This window comes from Pseudoalteromonas sp. FUC4 (assembly GCF_008370255.1).
GTDB lineage: Bacteria > Pseudomonadota > Gammaproteobacteria > Enterobacterales > Alteromonadaceae > Pseudoalteromonas.
Genome location: NZ_SEUI01000004.1, coordinates 172270 through 187526 on the forward strand (window position 1 = coordinate 172270; position 15257 = coordinate 187526).

Sequence of the window (15257 nt, forward strand, 5' to 3'; positions counted from 1 at the left end):
GTGATACTCATCCTGAGCCTGTCCTAAAATCCGTGTTGTCCTGATAACCTAATCATTGGTTGGTTGAGTAAGCAGTCCGTTTCCTTTTACTCAATAAGCGTCATTGCTTGGTTGATGCGTAAATTATAGTGCAATAGAGCAACTAAAATAGAGATAAAACTACATTCAATTAGTGTTTTTGCAATAGTAATGAAAATAAATTTCATATAATTCATGGGTTTAATTGTTTTTGGGTTGTTTTTTATCTTGTTTTTTACTCATTAGCTGTCACATCCGTAAGACATCTCTTACACCGTATTTCCTTTTTGGGCGTTATTTACATATTTACATTTATTTAAAGTGTGCACTTTTAGAATGAGCACGGTAGAATTCGTTGATAATAACAGTTATTTAGGTGGAATAATGAAGAAAGTATTTGCACTTGTTTTAGGGGTAGTTGCATCGGCACCAGTCTTTGCAAACGATGTTGTTAACATCTACTCATTTCGTCAACCGTTTTTAATTCAGCCAATTTTAGAAGACTTTACAAAGCAAACAGGCATAAAAACCAATGTTGTTTTTGCTAAAAAAGGGCTAATTGAGCGTGTTAAACGCGAAGGCAAGCACAGTAAAGCTGATTTAGTATTAACCTCTAACTTTAGTGCGCTTATTCAATTAGAAGATTTAAAATTAACACAAACTATAAAAAGTGACAGTGTAAATAACAATGTTCCAGCCGCCTTTCGTGACGGTGATGGCCAATGGGTTGCGCTTACTAAGAGAGTGCGTAATGTGTATTCATCAAAAGAGCGAGTTGGTGAGTTACCTAAGCTCACTTATGAAGATTTAGCAGATCCTAAATACAAAGGACAAATTTGTACGCGCTCTGGCAAACATCCATATAATTTAGGTTTAGTAGCTTCTATGATTGCACACCATGGTGAAGCGCATACTAAAGAGTGGCTTGAAGGTGTTAAGGCTAATTTAGCACGCAAGCCTCAAGGTAACGATCGTGCTCAAGTTAAAGCTGTTAAAGAAGGTTTATGTAACTTGGCATTAGGTAATAGTTACTACCTTGGCAAAATGCTAGAAGATAAAGAACAAAAAGGCTGGGCTGAGGCCGTAAATATTAACTTTCCGAATCAAGTTAATCGTGGCTCACACATAAATGTATCGGGTGCGGTTATTACCAAATACGCTAAAAACCCTGAAAATGCATTAAAGCTCATAGAGTATATGACCGACAGCAAAGCACAAAACATGTATGCCTCATTAAATATGGAGTATCCAGTTAAGTCGGGTGTTGAATTATCAAGTTTGGTTGCCTCTTGGGGTAGCTTTAAAGAAGACAGCTTGCCACTTGATGAGATTAGTAAATATCGTCCGTTAGCACTTAAGCTAATTGATGAGGTGAAGTTCGATCTTTAATGACTAATAAATTTAAGCTGTCTAAATGGCAGCTATTTGCGTGGTCGACTGGCTTAATACTATCGGCCCCGTTGTTTTTTCTTCTTTTTGAATCTCTACAAGGTAGCTCTGAGGTGTTTTCTCACCTGTGGGATACCGTGCTTTGGGATTACATAACTAATACCGTATTGTTAGTTTTAGGTGTTTGCGTCCTGAGCTGCGCCATAGCTTTGCCGCTTGGGTGGCTAACGGCTTACTGTAGTTTCCCAGGTAAAAAACAGTTTGAATGGGCACTTATGCTGCCCCTTGCTATGCCCACCTATATTATTGCCTATGTATACACCGATTTATTAGATTATGCGGGCCCGGTGCAAATAGCACTGAGAAAATGGTTTGGCTGGCAATCACCTAGCGACTATTGGTTTTTTGATATACGTACATTACCCGGCGCCATAGTTATGATTGCCTTGGTACTTTATCCGTATTTATTTTTGATTTTTAAAACGGCCCTTCGCGAGCAGTCATTCAAATTAGTACAAGCTAGTCAGTTAATGGGGTTATCTCCTTGGCAAAGCTTTTTTAAAGTCAGCTTAGTGCTCTCTCGTGGGGCTATTGTGGCGGCTCTTGCACTTATTAGTATGGAAACCATGGCTGACTTTGCAACAGTGAGTTATTTTGCCGTAAGTACATTAACAACCGCCGTATACGATACGTGGTTTGGTTATTACTCACTTACAGCGGCCGCTAAAATATCGGGTGTGATGTTACTGCTGTTATTTTTAGCATTAATGGCAGAGCGTTTTAGTCGTCGTAATCAAGCGGTATTTGAGCGCCAATCAAGTGTAAATAGTGAATCGCTTTATGTATTAAAAGGAAAGTCTGCTTGGCTCGCAACCGCATTTTGCTGCTTTATTTTACTTATCGCTTTTTTAATCCCTATTGCAGTACTTATAAATTATGCCATTACCTACTTTGATAAAGCATGGAATGTTGAGTTTTTTAGTTACGCTTGGCAAAGTTTAAAAGTGGCAGGGGTTGTAAGTGTTATAACCATTACATTGAGTGTTTTTGTGGTTTTTTATCAGCGTGTGGCAAAGCAAGCGTATCCGCTTATTCCTGGACGTTTAGCAAGCACAGGCTATGCGCTGCCAGGAACTGTACTCGCTATTGCGGTTTTGTTACCTCTTACATTGTTAGAGAACACCATTAACACAGCGCTTGAGCCGTATGATTTAGATATTGGCTTACTGCTTACAGGTAGCATTCTTACTATTATTATTGCTTATATTGTTAGGTTTTACGCCATTGCACACGGAGCAATTGAGTCGAGTTTTTTACGTATTAGTCCATCACTTGATATGGCAAGCCAATCAATGGGTAAAAGCCAAGGGCAAACGCTGCGTTTAGTGCATCTACCTTTACTGCGAAGAGGGTTACTCACTGCAGCCCTATTGGTATTTATTGAGTGTATGAAAGAGTTGCCAGCTGCGCTATTGCTCAGACCGTTTAACTTTGAAAGCTTAGCCACTCATGTATTTCAGTATGTTAGCGACGAGCAATTAGAGCTTGCTTCAATATCTGCATTATTTATTGTTATTGTTGGGTTTATTCCTTTGTATTTTATTAATCGTTCTATGGAGCAGCGTAGTTAAATGAGTAGTTTGATTTTACAAGGCGTGAGCTATCACTATAACGGCACAAAGGTTATTCACGATTTAGATTTAACAGTGGGTAAAGACGAAATTGTTTGCCTACTCGGGGCGAGTGGGTGCGGCAAAACAACCACATTAAAAGCGATTGCAGGTTTAATTGAAGCCAAGCAAGGGTCTATTTTTATAGACGGTAAGTTAGTGAGTGATGAGCAATCTTTTGTCTCACCTGAGCATCGTAACATCGGTATGATGTTTCAAGACTATGCGTTGTTTCCGCATTTAACGGTGGCAAACAATATTGCATTTGGGCTTAGTAATATGAGCAAAGCTCAAAAGCAACAACGCGTTGATGAAATGCTTAAGCTTGTGCATTTAATTGGCTGTGCTGACAGGTTTCCACATCAGTTATCGGGTGGCCAACAGCAACGCGTCGCTATCGCTCGTGCATTAGCTTATAAACCTAGTTTATTACTCCTTGATGAGCCTTTTTCAAACATCGACACACAAGTACGCTTTGAATTAATTGCCGATATACGTCGAATTATTAAGGCAACTCAAGTATCTGCTGTGTTTGTTACACACTCAAAAGAAGAGGCGTTTGCGTTTTCAGATACACTTGCCATTATGCATCGCGGTAAAATTGCACAACAAGGCACGCCAGAGCAGCTTTTTGCAGCTCCATGTTCAAAGGAGGTTGCAGAGTTTCTGGGTCAGGGCATATACTTAAGCGCAGAAGTGTTAACCGCAACTGAATATAAAACACCATTTGGTTTAGTCGAATCTTATGTTGAGAGTAAGCATAATGTAAGTGCAGGGCTTATATACGTGCGCCCCCATCAAATAGAATTAATGGCAGATAACCAAAGTGACAAATACAGCAAGCGAGCTACAATCATAAGTCGTCGCTTTATTGGTTCGGCGTATGTTTATTCGCTTGTTATTGATGAACAAGAAATTGAAGTTGCTGCACAATATGGCCAGTCATTTGAAAATAATGATCAGGTTATAATAAAAATAAAACCTCACACGGTGAATTTTTTCGAATCGTAATTAATTTGTTATTCGCTGTGTTTTTATCTGTAAAACTAAGGAATAACAATGGCGCAAGCGCAATCAGGGATTTGTGCTGAAGCAAACTTACACGGTTTGCACTTATTTTTTAATGTGTTTGATGGTCAAGACGAATCACTTCGCGCAAAGTTAAAACAAGTAAGCGCTATAGAAGAAGAGTTTAGCGATCAATTTTCAGAATCAATGCTCTCTTGTATGGTTGCTATTGGTGCGCAATACTGGCCGCATATCCTCCCTGAATATATTCCAAGCGAATTGCAGAGCTTTCCTAATATAACCCATAGCGATCACCAAATGAGCGTACAACCGTGCGATTTATTTGTGCAAATTCGCTCTGACCGTGAAGATGTTAACCATTTATTTGCACTGCAAATTTTAAAATTATTTGCACCCGATGTAGAGCTAGTGGAGCAAATTCGTAATTTTCGCTTTTTAGATGGTCGTGATTTTAACGGTTTTATTTATGGTGGCGACACCGCGCATGGAAGAAAAAAGCGCGCTACGGCTTTAATCAGCAACCCTGGTAGCTTTGAAGATCAGGGGAGTTATATTCATGTTCAGCGTTATAAACATGATTTAACTATGTGGCAGCATTTATCATTGAGTGAGCAAGAACAAATAATGGGGCGTACGCGTCTAGATAACACGCTAATTACCCCAGCACTCGAAACCAGCCATGCTTCGCGAAGTGAGCTAAAAGACGAAGACGGACAACCGCTACTATTAAATCAAAGCATGCCTTATGGCGACGTGTATGAGCAGGGAATGTTATCAATTACATGCGCTTGTACGGGCACCGCATTTGAAAAAGTACTTAATAGTCGTTTAGGGGAAGGGGATTGCTACGACCACTGGCTTGATTTTACTCAAGCCGATATGGGCTCTGCTTTCTTTGCACCTTCAATAGGGTTTTTAAAACAAATTTAATTTGCTATTAAACCGTATCAAATAAAATGCGAACGCGTTCAAGTGTTACATCTATTTCAGATATTTTAGCAGGAGCGATAAAAATAGTGTCATCGCCGGCAATAGTTCCTAGTACGCCATCAGCTTTACCTAATGAATCTAATAAACGTGCAATAAGCTGAGCAGCACCTGGGCTGGTACGAATAATGATCATCATTTCGTTGTGCATAATGTCGATTACTAATTGGCGTAATGGGCTTTTAGCCGTAGGTACACCCATTTCAGCAGGTAAGCAGTAAACCATTTCTTGTTTGGCATTACGTGTGCGTACAGCGCCAAATTTACTTAACATGCGTGATACTTTACTTTGGCTTATATTGTCGAAACCTTGATCTTTTAACGCATCAACTATTTCGCCTTGAGAGCCAAAATTTTCTTCTTTTAATAGTGATTTAAATGCTTTTACCAGTGCTTCTTGTTTATCTTGTGGTTGCATAGTCTTTATTCGTTTTTGTTATTTATGCCGCAAATTCTACACAAAAATGAATAATTATGCAGCAGTTGTTTAGTTAACTTGCCAGTTTGATGCGTTAAATCACATAAGTTTACGACTATGGTCGAAAATATACTTGAAATAGACAGGATAAATTTGTTTTTAGTCGCTAATTTCATTATCTTAAGAGCCACAAATGTTTCCTACCTCAAATTACGGAGAATTCCAATGAAAGTTGCTGTATTAGGTGCTGCAGGCGGTATCGGCCAAGCGTTGTCTTTATTATTAAAAACAGGCTTACCAGCTGGCTCTGAATTATCACTTTATGATGTTGCACCAGTAGTACCAGGTGTTGCGGTTGACCTTTCTCACATCCCAACAGATGTTAAAGTTGCAGGCTTTGGCGCAGACGATTTAAATAAAGCGCTTGAAGGTTCTGACATCGTTCTTATCCCAGCGGGTATGCCACGTAAACCAGGTATGGATCGTGCTGATTTATTCAATGTAAATGCTGGCATCATCAAAACTTTAGCAGAAGGCATTGTTGCCAGTTGTCCTAAAGCGTTAGTAGGTATTATTACTAACCCAGTAAACGGCACAGTTCCAATTGTTGCTGAAGTATTCAAAAAAGCAGGTACTTACGACGCTAAACGCGTATTCGGTATTACTACGCTTGACGTTATTCGTTCAGAAGCATTTGTTGCTGAACTTAAAGGCGTAGACGTAGCAACTGTAAAAGTACCAGTAATTGGTGGTCACTCAGGCACAACTATTCTGCCTCTACTTTCTCAAGTTGAAGGTGTTTCTTTCACTGATGAAGAAGTTGCTGCACTTACTCCACGTATCCAAAATGCGGGTACTGAAGTTGTAAATGCTAAAGCAGGCGGTGGTTCAGCTACGCTATCTATGGGTGCTGCTGCAGCTCGTTTTTGTATGTCTTTAGTTAAAGGCCTACAAGGTGAAGAAGTTGTAGATTACGCTTACGTTGCTGTTGAAAATGGCGATGCAGAGTACTTTGCACATCCAGTACGTTTAGGTAAAAACGGCGTAGAAGAAATTCTTTCTTACGGCGAACTAAGCGCATTTGAAACAAAAGCAAAAAATGACATGCTTGAAACTCTGAAAAAAGACATCAAAGAAGGTGTTGATTTCATGGCGTAATAGCCAGTTTGAGCGATACCAATTGCATTAAATAAATGAGCAGTTATTACGATGGATAAATAGCTCGTTAGCAAGGCAAATATTACGATGTATAGTTGTTCTATATAAATAATATTTAACGCAGCTAATGAGTTATTTAGCCCGAAAGAATGCTTAATGTTTTGATAAAATTGGTATATAAAAAAGCCTGCATTTGCAGGCTTTTTTATTGCTCAGAATTAATGTCACACTGTGTAACTAGTTAAAACTAGTGGTCGCGGTCAACCGCAATACGGGCAAGACTTATAAGTGCTTGCTTATAGTCAGACTCAGCTAAAAAATCTAAACAGGCAATGGCTTTGTCGGCCTCAAGCTCTGCTTTTTGCATTGTAAACTCAAGCGCATTAGTTTGTTCTAGTGCAGTTAAAATTTCTTCTAAATGCTCCATACCATTACTGTGCTCTATTGCATCACGAATAAGCTGCGTTTGCTGCTCGCTACCATGTTGCATAGCATAAATAAGCGGAAGGGTTGGTTTGCCTTCAGCTAAATCATCGCCAATGTTTTTACCTAGCTGCTCAGCATCTGCATTATAATCGAGTACGTCATCTACTAGTTGAAACGCAGTACCTAAATGCATACCGTATAGGTTTAGTGCATCAAGTGTCGCTTGGTCTTGCTCTGTGATAATGGCAGCAAGGCCTGTAGCTGCTTCAAATAATTTAGCCGTTTTAGAGTAAATAACCTGCATATAGCTGGCTTCAGTCGTATCTGGGTCATTGCAGTTCATTAACTGTAATACTTCACCTTCAGCAATAATGTTTGTTGCATCGGCAAGTACTTGCATAACCTGCATTTTTCCAAGGCCAACCATAAGCTGAAATGAGCGAGTGTAAATAAAGTCACCAACCAATACGCTAGCAGCATTACCAAATTCAGCATTTGCTGTAGGCGTGCCACGTCGTAAGTTTGATTCATCTACAACATCATCATGCAATAGCGTTGCTGTATGGATAAACTCAACAATTGTTGCAAGTGTTATGTGATCTTTACCCTGATAGCCGAGCGCTTTGGCTGCTAAAATAGCCAGCATTGGACGAACACGTTTACCGCCACTGCTAACTATATATAAACCAAGCTGATTAACTAACGCCACATCTGAACGCATTTGCGCATGTATAAGTTGATTGACGTCATTCATATCGCTTTCGATTAACGCCTGGATAGCTTTTATATCCATTGATCTCCGAGCCAATTTTTATGTGTGAACGGCGCAGATTGTACAACAAAAAATGCACTAGCTCGATATTTTGTGACGATTGATTGAAAAAACACTATTAAAGTACTTAATTTAGACTGAATTAGCCAAGATAACTGATTAATTGATAACCAATACACAGTTGGTAGCGTGCTTAGATATTAAGCTGTGAAGGTCATATTTGAGAGCATTAACTTATTTCGGCTAAGAGTTAAAAAGCGCTTGGCAAAAGGGCTAATTAATATAAAATGGGGTAAATATTGAATTGCTCTCAAAGCAGCTACTTTTTATTCATTTTAATTACAAAATAGGCTTGCTAGTTATTTCGCGTTAGCGTAAACTTCGCGCCCTATCGAAGAATATTTTAGTTGCGCCGATTTGAGGGTGCACAGACGGAGTTAATTATGTACGCGGTTTTCCAAAGTGGTGGTAAACAGCATCGTGTGACTGAAGGTCAAACGATTCGTCTTGAAAAATTAGACGTTGAAACTGGTGCGGCAGTAGAATTTGATTCAGTACTTTTAGTTGCTGATGGTGAGAAAATCGAGATCGGTGTACCGTTCGTAAACGGTGGCAAGATAACAGCTGAGGTTGTTTCACATGGTCGCGGTGAGAAGATTAAGGTTGTTAAATTTAGACGCCGTAAGCATTCTCGTAAGCAAATGGGCCATCGTCAATGGTTCACTGAAGTTAAAATCACTAGCATTAGCGCTTAATTAGAGGTACTTAGAAATGGCACATAAAAAAGCAGCTGGTAGTACTCGTAACGGTCGCGATTCAGAAAGCAAACGCCTAGGTGTTAAGCGTTTTGGTGGCGAATCAGTTCTAGCGGGTAGCATCATTGTTCGTCAGCGTGGAACTCGTTTCCACCCTGGTACTAACGTAGGTATCGGTAAAGACCACACTATCTTCGCAAAAGCAGATGGTAAAGTTCAGTTTGAACAAAAAGGTCCTTTAAACCGTAAATACGTAACTATCGTAACTGAGTAATCAGTAAGGTAGTTAAAAACCCCGCCTTTGCGGGGTTTTTTGTTTTGTAGTCAGCCAATATATACCCAAGCCTGCATTTGTGTTGGCTTGGGTATATAATAGAGTTATTAAACAAGCCAATCCCTAAAGTGAGTAATCATGAAGTTTGTAGATGAAGTAGAAATTCGCGCAGAAGCTGGAGACGGTGGCAGCGGCATCGTGTCTTTCCGTCGTGAAAAATATGTTCCAGATGGTGGACCAGACGGCGGTGACGGTGGAGACGGTGGTAGTGTTTATCTACAAGCGGATGAAAACTTAAATACCTTAATTGATTATCAGTTTGAGCGCTTCCATAGAGCTGAACGTGGTACTAACGGTCGTAGCCGTAACTGTACAGGCCGAAAAGCTGATGACTTATTTGTTATGGTGCCTGTAGGCACACGCATCATGGATGTTGACACCCAAGAGGGACTTGGCGACTTAACTCAACATGGTCAACGAATTTTGGTTGCAAAAGGTGGTTTCCACGGCTTGGGGAATGCGCGTTTTAAATCAAGTACTAACCGAGCGCCTCGTCAAAAAACATTGGGCACACCAGGTGAAGTACGTAACTTAAAATTAGAGTTACTATTATTAGCTGATGTTGGCTTACTTGGACTACCAAATGCCGGTAAATCTACGTTTATCCGCAGTGTATCTGCAGCAAGACCAAAAGTAGCTGATTATCCATTTACGACGCTTATTCCAAACTTAGGTGTAGTACGTCCTGAAGCAAATAAATCATTTGTTATAGCTGATATTCCGGGCCTAATTGAAGGTGCATCTGATGGCGCAGGCCTAGGTATACGCTTTTTGAAACATTTAGAGCGTTGTCGTGTGTTATTACACATTATTGATGTAATGCCGGTAGATGGTTCAAACCCTGTTGATAATGCGTTTTCGATTATTAACGAGCTGCACCAATACAGCCCTAAATTAGCTGAGAAGCCACGCTGGTTAGTATTTAATAAAATAGATTTATTACCAGAGGATGAAGCAAAAGCGTTATGTGAAACGATTGCAGAAGAGCTGGGCGAAACTGAAAATATCTATCACATTTCAGCAATTAATAAACTTAACACTCAACCATTAATCCACAACATAATGACACTACTTGATAGCATGCCTAAAGAGAAGTTTGTACAAGTGGAAGATGAAGAAGTTGAATTTAAGTGGGATACCTATCATGAAAAAGCCACTAAAGGTAAGGGCAATGATGATGATTGGGATGACTGGGATGAAGATGATTACGACGTAGAAGTTGTCTACGAGCGTTAATTAAATAGAATTTACTAAAAAGGAGCTTATGCTCCTTTTTCTTTGTTTAAGAATAAAGTACTAGGTGTTTATTATGATAATTTCAATGATTGCAGCAATGGCAAATAACCGTGTAATTGGTCTAGATAATAAAATGCCATGGCATTTACCTGCAGATCTTCAACATTTTAAAAAAGTGACAACAGGTAAGCCTGTCATCATGGGTCGTAAAACTTTTGAGTCTATAGGCCGTCCATTACCTGGGCGCCGTAATATTATTATTACTCGAAACAGCGAATATACTGCAAAGGGTATTGAAGTAGTAACTACGCCAGATGCCGCATTAGAACTCGTTACTACAGCTGAAGAAGTAATGATTATTGGTGGTGGTAATATCTATGAGCAATTTTTACCAAAAGCAGAACGCTTGTATTTAACCTTTATTGACTTAGATGTGGAAGGTGATACCCAATTCCCTGATTACAATAAAGTCGCTAATTGGAACGTAAAAAAAGAGCAAGAAAACCTTCCTGATGAAAAGAACAAATCTAGTTATAAATTCGTAACCTTATATAAAGCACGTTAACATTATTGCGTAATTTTTAGTGGGTTGGTATAATATTAAACAGTCTATATAAGAATAAAGTACTATAAAGGGTTTGTCATGTTTAAATTATCAAAGCTAGTTGTACTTACTGCTGTTATCGCTGTAAGTTCGTTTTCGTACACAGCACCTGCAAGTGCTGAAGATCAATTAGCGGTATCTATTTGTGAGTATATTGCTGCAGACGATAAAAACCGATTACGCAGCAAGCTTAAAAGCTCTCGTGTAAAAATCCGTAATATTTATGATGCAGTACAATGTAATGGTAATAATTTATTACGCCATGCTGTTGCTAGTAATGCAGTGGATACTGGTGAGTATATAGTTAAGAATCTATCGAAAAGCTCTTTAGCAGATGGTGCTGACATTAGCTGGGCTGAAGGCAACTTTGCCAGCTCACCACTTATTGCAGTAATTAAAGATCGCGCTGGTCTTTAATCATAAACAGATTTTATAGCTCTACCTTCAATAGGGGATTGTTAAATATTGATTAGTCTGAAGTTGTTATTAATAACAACTCCAGACTTTTTTATTTGGCTAAGGTAATCACACCCCACCAACACAATCATTAATAAGTTTTCTATTTACCTATCTATTTTGTATTCCCAAAGTGTAAAGTCTTCATTTTAAAAGCAGCTTCAAATTTACTTCTTCAAAAGAGCTAACTTTATTCAGCTGGTATCTATTTTGTATCTGCTAGTTTATTTACAAACTTAATCACTAAGGACAGATATGAAAGCTGTAATTCCAGTAGCAGGCTTAGGGACGAGAATGCTCCCTATGACAAAAGCTATCCCAAAAGAAATGCTCCCAATAGTCGATAAGCCTCTAATTCAATATATTGTCAGCGAATGTGTGTCCGCTGGTATTAAAGATATTGTGTTAGTTACGCATAGCTCTAAAAATGCAATCGAAAACCACTTTGATACAAGTTATGAACTAGAAGCGACTCTTGAGAAGCGTGTTAAACGGGCTTTATTAGATGAAATTCGCTCTATTTGTCCGCCTGATGTAACTATTATGAGTGTACGCCAAGGTGAAGCTCAAGGGCTTGGACATGCTATTTTGTGCGCTAAACCAATCGTTGGTGATAACAACTTTGTTGTGCTCCTGCCTGATGTGATACTTGATGCCTATACTGCGGATCAAGAGACTGAAAACTTAGCAGCAATGATCAAACGCTTTGAAGAAACACAAGCAAGTCAAATAATGCTTGAGCCGGTAGCTAAAGAAGACGTTAGTAAATATGGTATTGCGGATATTAATGGCGTTGATCTAATGCCAGGCAAAAGTGCTGCAATAAAAGCAATGGTTGAAAAACCTGATGCAGATTTAGCACCTTCAAATCTTGCTGTTGTAGGGCGATATGTACTGAGTAAGAATATTTGGCCTCTTCTTGCAAAAACGTCTGTAGGTGCTGGCGGTGAAATACAACTTACAGATTCTATTGACGCATTAATGGCACAAGAAACCGTAGAAGCATTTCATATGAGTGGTCGTTCTCACGATTGTGGAGATAAGTTAGGCTACTTAAAAGCAATTGTTGAGTACAGTCTACGAGATGAAAAGCTAGGTAATGATTTTTCAAGTTTTATAAACGATTTGAATTTACCTTAATACAGCGCGTATTCTTCGTTCTATGGTAGGCTGTTTTGAGCTACTAAGTTAGCCTTACTTTTTATACATAGAAGTAGGCTACGTAGTACAATTATTACTTATTCTGTATTAATTTTTTCAAGGAATTACCATGATTGAGCAAGGCCAAGAATTACCAGCAGTTACACTAACGCAATTAACTGACGATGGTATTCAGTCTATTACAAATAAAGAGTTGTTTGAAGGTAAAAAAGTCGTGTTATTTGCAGTACCAGGTGCATTTACACCAACATGCTCTAATGCACATTTACCTGAATTTATTACCCTTGCTGATAAAATTAAAGCAAAGGGCGTTGATGCTATTTACTGTGTATCCGTTAATGATGCATTTGTAATGAAAGCATGGGGCGACTCACAAAACGCACAAGAAATTTCAATGCTTGCTGATGGCGATGGAAGTTTTACTAAATCGTTAGGGCTTGATAAAGATACTGCTGGCTTTGGTGGTGTACGTTCAACGCGTTACGCTATGATTATCGAAAATGCAGTAGTAACTGGTTTATTTGTAGAGCAAGACAAAGAGTTTGTTGTAAGCCGCGCAGAATCAGTACTAGATAAGCTATAACAGTAATAAAGTGTAGATTTTAGCTCTAGCTAATCAGCTAGTTACTATAAAAAACCGATGTTGGAAACAACATCGGTTTTTTATTTAAGGCTCAAACTTTAAATTACGGTTGGTATTGTCCGCTAAGTGTTAAACCAGAAAAAGTTTGATAAGCGTTAACGCTTAAGTGCCAAGTACCTGCTTGTGGATTGGTAAATGTACATGTTTCTGCATTGCCATTTTTATAAGGGCGACAATCGTACGTGGTGGTTGTTGGTTGGCTGCCATATTTTACAAATAAATCAGCATCGCCACTTCCACCTGACGTTGTTACTGTAAACGTACTCATTCCTGCAGGTACATCTAACGTGTAATGTTTCCACTGACCAGTATTGGCTGTCACATCGCTTATAGTGCCGCCGCCAGCTTGTGGAGTACCTGAACCGCCACCAGATGATGAACCACCAGTAATATTACCCACCAAGCTCACAGCTGAATACGCAGAGTAGCCGTTAAGCATTACATGGTAAGTTCCTGCAGTAGGGTTATCAATAGAACACTCTTCGCTATTTCCGCCTTTATAAGGGCGACAGTCATAGGTAGTTGTTGTAGGTTTGCTGCCCGCACGTACGTATAAATCAGCATCACCAGTACCACCACTCATAGTGAATGTTACGTTAGTAGCACCGCTTGGCACTGTCATCGTGTAAAATGCTTGTGCGTTCGCAGCCCCACTTAAACCTGTTTTAGCTTCACCATTAATAAGCTCGCTATCGCCACCTGTAGGCGGGGTAGTGCCGCCACTTGCTGCAGCAACAGCTGCGGCTGCATCAACAATACCCGTACCACAGCTAGTACATGTCGCAGGGAACGAACGAGTTGTTGATTTTAAAATACTTTCTATTTCGTCAGGCGTTGCATCTGGTTTTGCTTGCTTAATAAGTGCCGCAACACCTGCTACGTGAGGCGCAGCCATTGATGTACCTTGTGAAAAGCCATAGCTGTCGCTTGAAGGTGTAGACGAACCTGAATTGTAAGTTGATAGAACGCCTTCGGAGTCGTTTGCAAAGCTTTGTGCGCCACCTGGCGCTGCTACATCAATATTGCTACCGTAGTTAGAGTAATAAGCTCTGCCGCCATTACGGCCCACTGAGGCTACGTTTACTACACCGTTACAGTTGCCTGGGTTGTAGTTTGCTGAGTTATCGTTATCGTTACCTGCAGCAATAACTACCACAGTGCCGTTACTACGTGCTGTGTTAATTGCATTTTGAGTTGTAGAGCTACATGAACCGCTGCCACCTAAACTCATATTAATTACATCAGCAGGGTTTGAGTTAGCAGGAATACCTGAAACACTTCCACCAGATGCCCAAATAATACCGTCTGCAATATCTGAGGTTAAACCACCACACTTACCAAGTACACGAACAGGCACTACTTTTGCGTTATAAGCTACGCCTGCAACACCTTCACCGTTATTGGTTACCGCAGCAACTGTGCCGGCAACGTGCGTACCATGCCAGCTAGAGTTTTGTGCACCGTTAGTACCACACTCATTTGCTGCAACAGCATCACCAGGATCACGTGCATCGCTATCGCGACCACCACCGTCATTTGCTACCGATAGGTTAGAGATCATATCGTAGCCTGGCAAAATATTAGCGTTTAAATCAGCATGTGGGCGGTAACCTGTATCTAGTACCGCTACAACTACACCGCTACCTGTTGCAGTATCCCATGCAGTAGGTAAGTTTAAACCACCGGCTTGCTCGTAGTAGTGCCATTGGTCATCAAAACGTGGATCGTTAGGAGTTGAAAACGGCTTTAACATTTGATCCACTTCAATGTATTCAACATTGCCAGAATCAACCATTTCTTGCATAAACTCTTGAGCCTCTGCAGCACTTAATTTTTTATCGGCACGCATTACGTGATGGTTATTAAGTGCCATTGCACGGATGTATTTTGCTTTTACTTTACCTTTTTTAGAAGCGAAGTTTTTAACAAAGCTTTGTGCGCGCTTCTTCATGCTAGATGGGCTTGCCTCTGCAGTTGAGAGGCTCGCCATTTTGTTATTATTTTTATATTTAATAATGAACTGAGTTTCGAAACCGCCTTGGCTTTGTAGTTTAGCCGATGTTTCAGCCATTGAACTTGAAACTGATTGAGCCATGCCAGATGTTGCAGCAAAAAGCGTACTAACTGTAATTGCAATTGCGCATCTTTTAAAAGTTTTACTTGTTGTCATAATTATCCCTAGATTTTTATTCATTATTTCG

The 15257-nt window shown here is 39.8% G+C and carries 15 protein-coding genes; 12 read left to right on the plus strand and 3 right to left on the minus strand.

Going from position 1 to position 15257, the window contains the following annotated elements; translation table 11 throughout:
- Positions 1–402 precede the first annotated feature (402 nt).
- Genes EU510_RS13020 through EU510_RS13035 form a run of 4 tightly spaced genes read left to right on the plus strand, consistent with a single transcriptional unit; the run spans position 403 to position 5036 of the window.
- Complete coding sequence (locus tag EU510_RS13020) at positions 403–1407, plus strand: Fe(3+) ABC transporter substrate-binding protein (RefSeq protein ID WP_149593842.1); 1005 nt, start codon at positions 403–405, stop codon at positions 1405–1407.
- Positions 1407–3038, plus strand: a complete 1632-nt coding sequence (locus tag EU510_RS13025) for an ABC transporter permease (RefSeq protein WP_149593843.1) — start codon at positions 1407–1409, stop codon at positions 3036–3038. The genes EU510_RS13020 and EU510_RS13025 overlap by 1 nt, the downstream gene beginning before the upstream one ends.
- Positions 3039–4088 carry an ABC transporter ATP-binding protein gene (locus EU510_RS13030; protein WP_149593844.1) on the plus strand — a complete coding sequence of 350 codons (1050 nt, stop codon included), beginning with the start codon at positions 3039–3041 and terminating at the stop codon, positions 4086–4088.
- A 48-nt stretch (positions 4089–4136) separates the two neighbouring features.
- Positions 4137–5036: a Dyp-type peroxidase gene (locus tag EU510_RS13035; protein WP_149593845.1), complete on the plus strand. Its 900-nt coding sequence runs from the start codon at positions 4137–4139 to the stop codon at positions 5034–5036.
- 7 nt (positions 5037–5043) lie between these two features.
- Here EU510_RS13035 and argR read toward each other — a convergent pair whose 3' ends face one another.
- Positions 5044–5511 carry a transcriptional regulator ArgR gene (gene argR, locus EU510_RS13040; protein WP_002957753.1) on the minus strand — a complete coding sequence of 156 codons (468 nt, stop codon included), beginning with the start codon at positions 5509–5511 and terminating at the stop codon, positions 5044–5046.
- Positions 5512–5736: 225 nt separating this feature from the next.
- Between argR and mdh the strand changes: the two genes are divergently transcribed.
- The gene (gene mdh, locus EU510_RS13050) at positions 5737–6669 is read left to right on the plus strand and encodes a malate dehydrogenase (protein ID WP_002957751.1); all 933 of its coding nucleotides are present in this window, start codon (positions 5737–5739) and stop codon (positions 6667–6669) included.
- Between the two features lie 247 nt (positions 6670–6916).
- Here the strand turns inward: mdh and ispB are convergent, their stop codons facing one another.
- Positions 6917–7888 (minus strand): octaprenyl diphosphate synthase, encoded by a 972-nt coding sequence (ispB, locus tag EU510_RS13055; RefSeq protein WP_149593846.1) that lies wholly within the window; start codon positions 7886–7888, stop codon positions 6917–6919.
- Between the two features lie 422 nt (positions 7889–8310).
- Between ispB and rplU the strand changes: the two genes are divergently transcribed.
- The 7 genes from rplU to EU510_RS13090 all read left to right on the plus strand — a co-directional run bounded on the left by rplU (position 8311) and on the right by EU510_RS13090 (position 12996).
- Positions 8311–8622 carry a 50S ribosomal protein L21 gene (gene rplU / locus EU510_RS13060; RefSeq protein WP_002957748.1) on the plus strand — a complete coding sequence of 104 codons (312 nt, stop codon included), beginning with the start codon at positions 8311–8313 and terminating at the stop codon, positions 8620–8622.
- 16 nt (positions 8623–8638) lie between these two features.
- Positions 8639–8896, plus strand: coding sequence for a 50S ribosomal protein L27 (gene rpmA / locus EU510_RS13065; RefSeq protein WP_002957747.1), 258 nt, complete (start codon positions 8639–8641; stop codon positions 8894–8896).
- 138 nt (positions 8897–9034) lie between these two features.
- Positions 9035–10192, plus strand: a complete 1158-nt coding sequence (cgtA, locus tag EU510_RS13070; RefSeq protein ID WP_149593847.1) for an Obg family GTPase CgtA — start codon at positions 9035–9037, stop codon at positions 10190–10192.
- A gap of 73 nt (positions 10193–10265) precedes the next feature.
- Positions 10266–10757, plus strand: coding sequence for a type 3 dihydrofolate reductase (gene folA / locus EU510_RS13075; RefSeq protein ID WP_149593848.1), 492 nt, complete (start codon positions 10266–10268; stop codon positions 10755–10757).
- 78 nt (positions 10758–10835) lie between these two features.
- Positions 10836–11213: a DUF3718 domain-containing protein gene (locus EU510_RS13080; RefSeq protein ID WP_149593849.1), complete on the plus strand. Its 378-nt coding sequence runs from the start codon at positions 10836–10838 to the stop codon at positions 11211–11213.
- Between the two features lie 294 nt (positions 11214–11507).
- Positions 11508–12392, plus strand: a complete 885-nt coding sequence (gene galU / locus EU510_RS13085) for a UTP--glucose-1-phosphate uridylyltransferase GalU (RefSeq protein ID WP_149593850.1) — start codon at positions 11508–11510, stop codon at positions 12390–12392.
- Positions 12393–12522: 130 nt separating this feature from the next.
- Positions 12523–12996: a peroxiredoxin gene (locus EU510_RS13090; protein WP_149593851.1), complete on the plus strand. Its 474-nt coding sequence runs from the start codon at positions 12523–12525 to the stop codon at positions 12994–12996.
- Positions 12997–13099: 103 nt separating this feature from the next.
- On the opposite strand, the gene EU510_RS13095 is transcribed toward EU510_RS13090, so the two are convergent.
- Positions 13100–15226, minus strand: a complete 2127-nt coding sequence (locus tag EU510_RS13095) for a S8 family peptidase (RefSeq protein WP_149593852.1) — start codon at positions 15224–15226, stop codon at positions 13100–13102.
- Positions 15227–15257: the final 31 nt, after the last annotated feature.

Bases quoted from the DNA above. Each gene is read 5' to 3' on its own strand.
- mdh (WP_002957751.1), top strand. From the start codon at position 5,737: ATGAAAGTTGCTGTATTAGGTGCTGCAGGCGGTATCGGCCAAGCGTTG.
- cgtA (WP_149593847.1), top strand. From the start codon at position 9,035: ATGAAGTTTGTAGATGAAGTAGAAATTCGCGCAGAAGCTGGAGACGGT.
- EU510_RS13090 (WP_149593851.1), top strand. From the start codon at position 12,523: ATGATTGAGCAAGGCCAAGAATTACCAGCAGTTACACTAACGCAATTA.
- EU510_RS13030 (WP_149593844.1), top strand. From the start codon at position 3,039: ATGAGTAGTTTGATTTTACAAGGCGTGAGCTATCACTATAACGGCACA.
- folA (WP_149593848.1), top strand. From the start codon at position 10,266: ATGATAATTTCAATGATTGCAGCAATGGCAAATAACCGTGTAATTGGT.
- rplU (WP_002957748.1), top strand. From the start codon at position 8,311: ATGTACGCGGTTTTCCAAAGTGGTGGTAAACAGCATCGTGTGACTGAA.
- argR (WP_002957753.1), bottom strand. From the start codon at position 5,511: ATGCAACCACAAGATAAACAAGAAGCACTGGTAAAAGCATTTAAATCA.
- EU510_RS13080 (WP_149593849.1), top strand. From the start codon at position 10,836: ATGTTTAAATTATCAAAGCTAGTTGTACTTACTGCTGTTATCGCTGTA.
- EU510_RS13020 (WP_149593842.1), top strand. From the start codon at position 403: ATGAAGAAAGTATTTGCACTTGTTTTAGGGGTAGTTGCATCGGCACCA.
- EU510_RS13035 (WP_149593845.1), top strand. From the start codon at position 4,137: ATGGCGCAAGCGCAATCAGGGATTTGTGCTGAAGCAAACTTACACGGT.
- rpmA (WP_002957747.1), top strand. From the start codon at position 8,639: ATGGCACATAAAAAAGCAGCTGGTAGTACTCGTAACGGTCGCGATTCA.
- galU (WP_149593850.1), top strand. From the start codon at position 11,508: ATGAAAGCTGTAATTCCAGTAGCAGGCTTAGGGACGAGAATGCTCCCT.
- EU510_RS13095 (WP_149593852.1), bottom strand. From the start codon at position 15,226: ATGACAACAAGTAAAACTTTTAAAAGATGCGCAATTGCAATTACAGTT.
- EU510_RS13025 (WP_149593843.1), top strand. From the start codon at position 1,407: ATGACTAATAAATTTAAGCTGTCTAAATGGCAGCTATTTGCGTGGTCG.
- ispB (WP_149593846.1), bottom strand. From the start codon at position 7,888: ATGGATATAAAAGCTATCCAGGCGTTAATCGAAAGCGATATGAATGAC.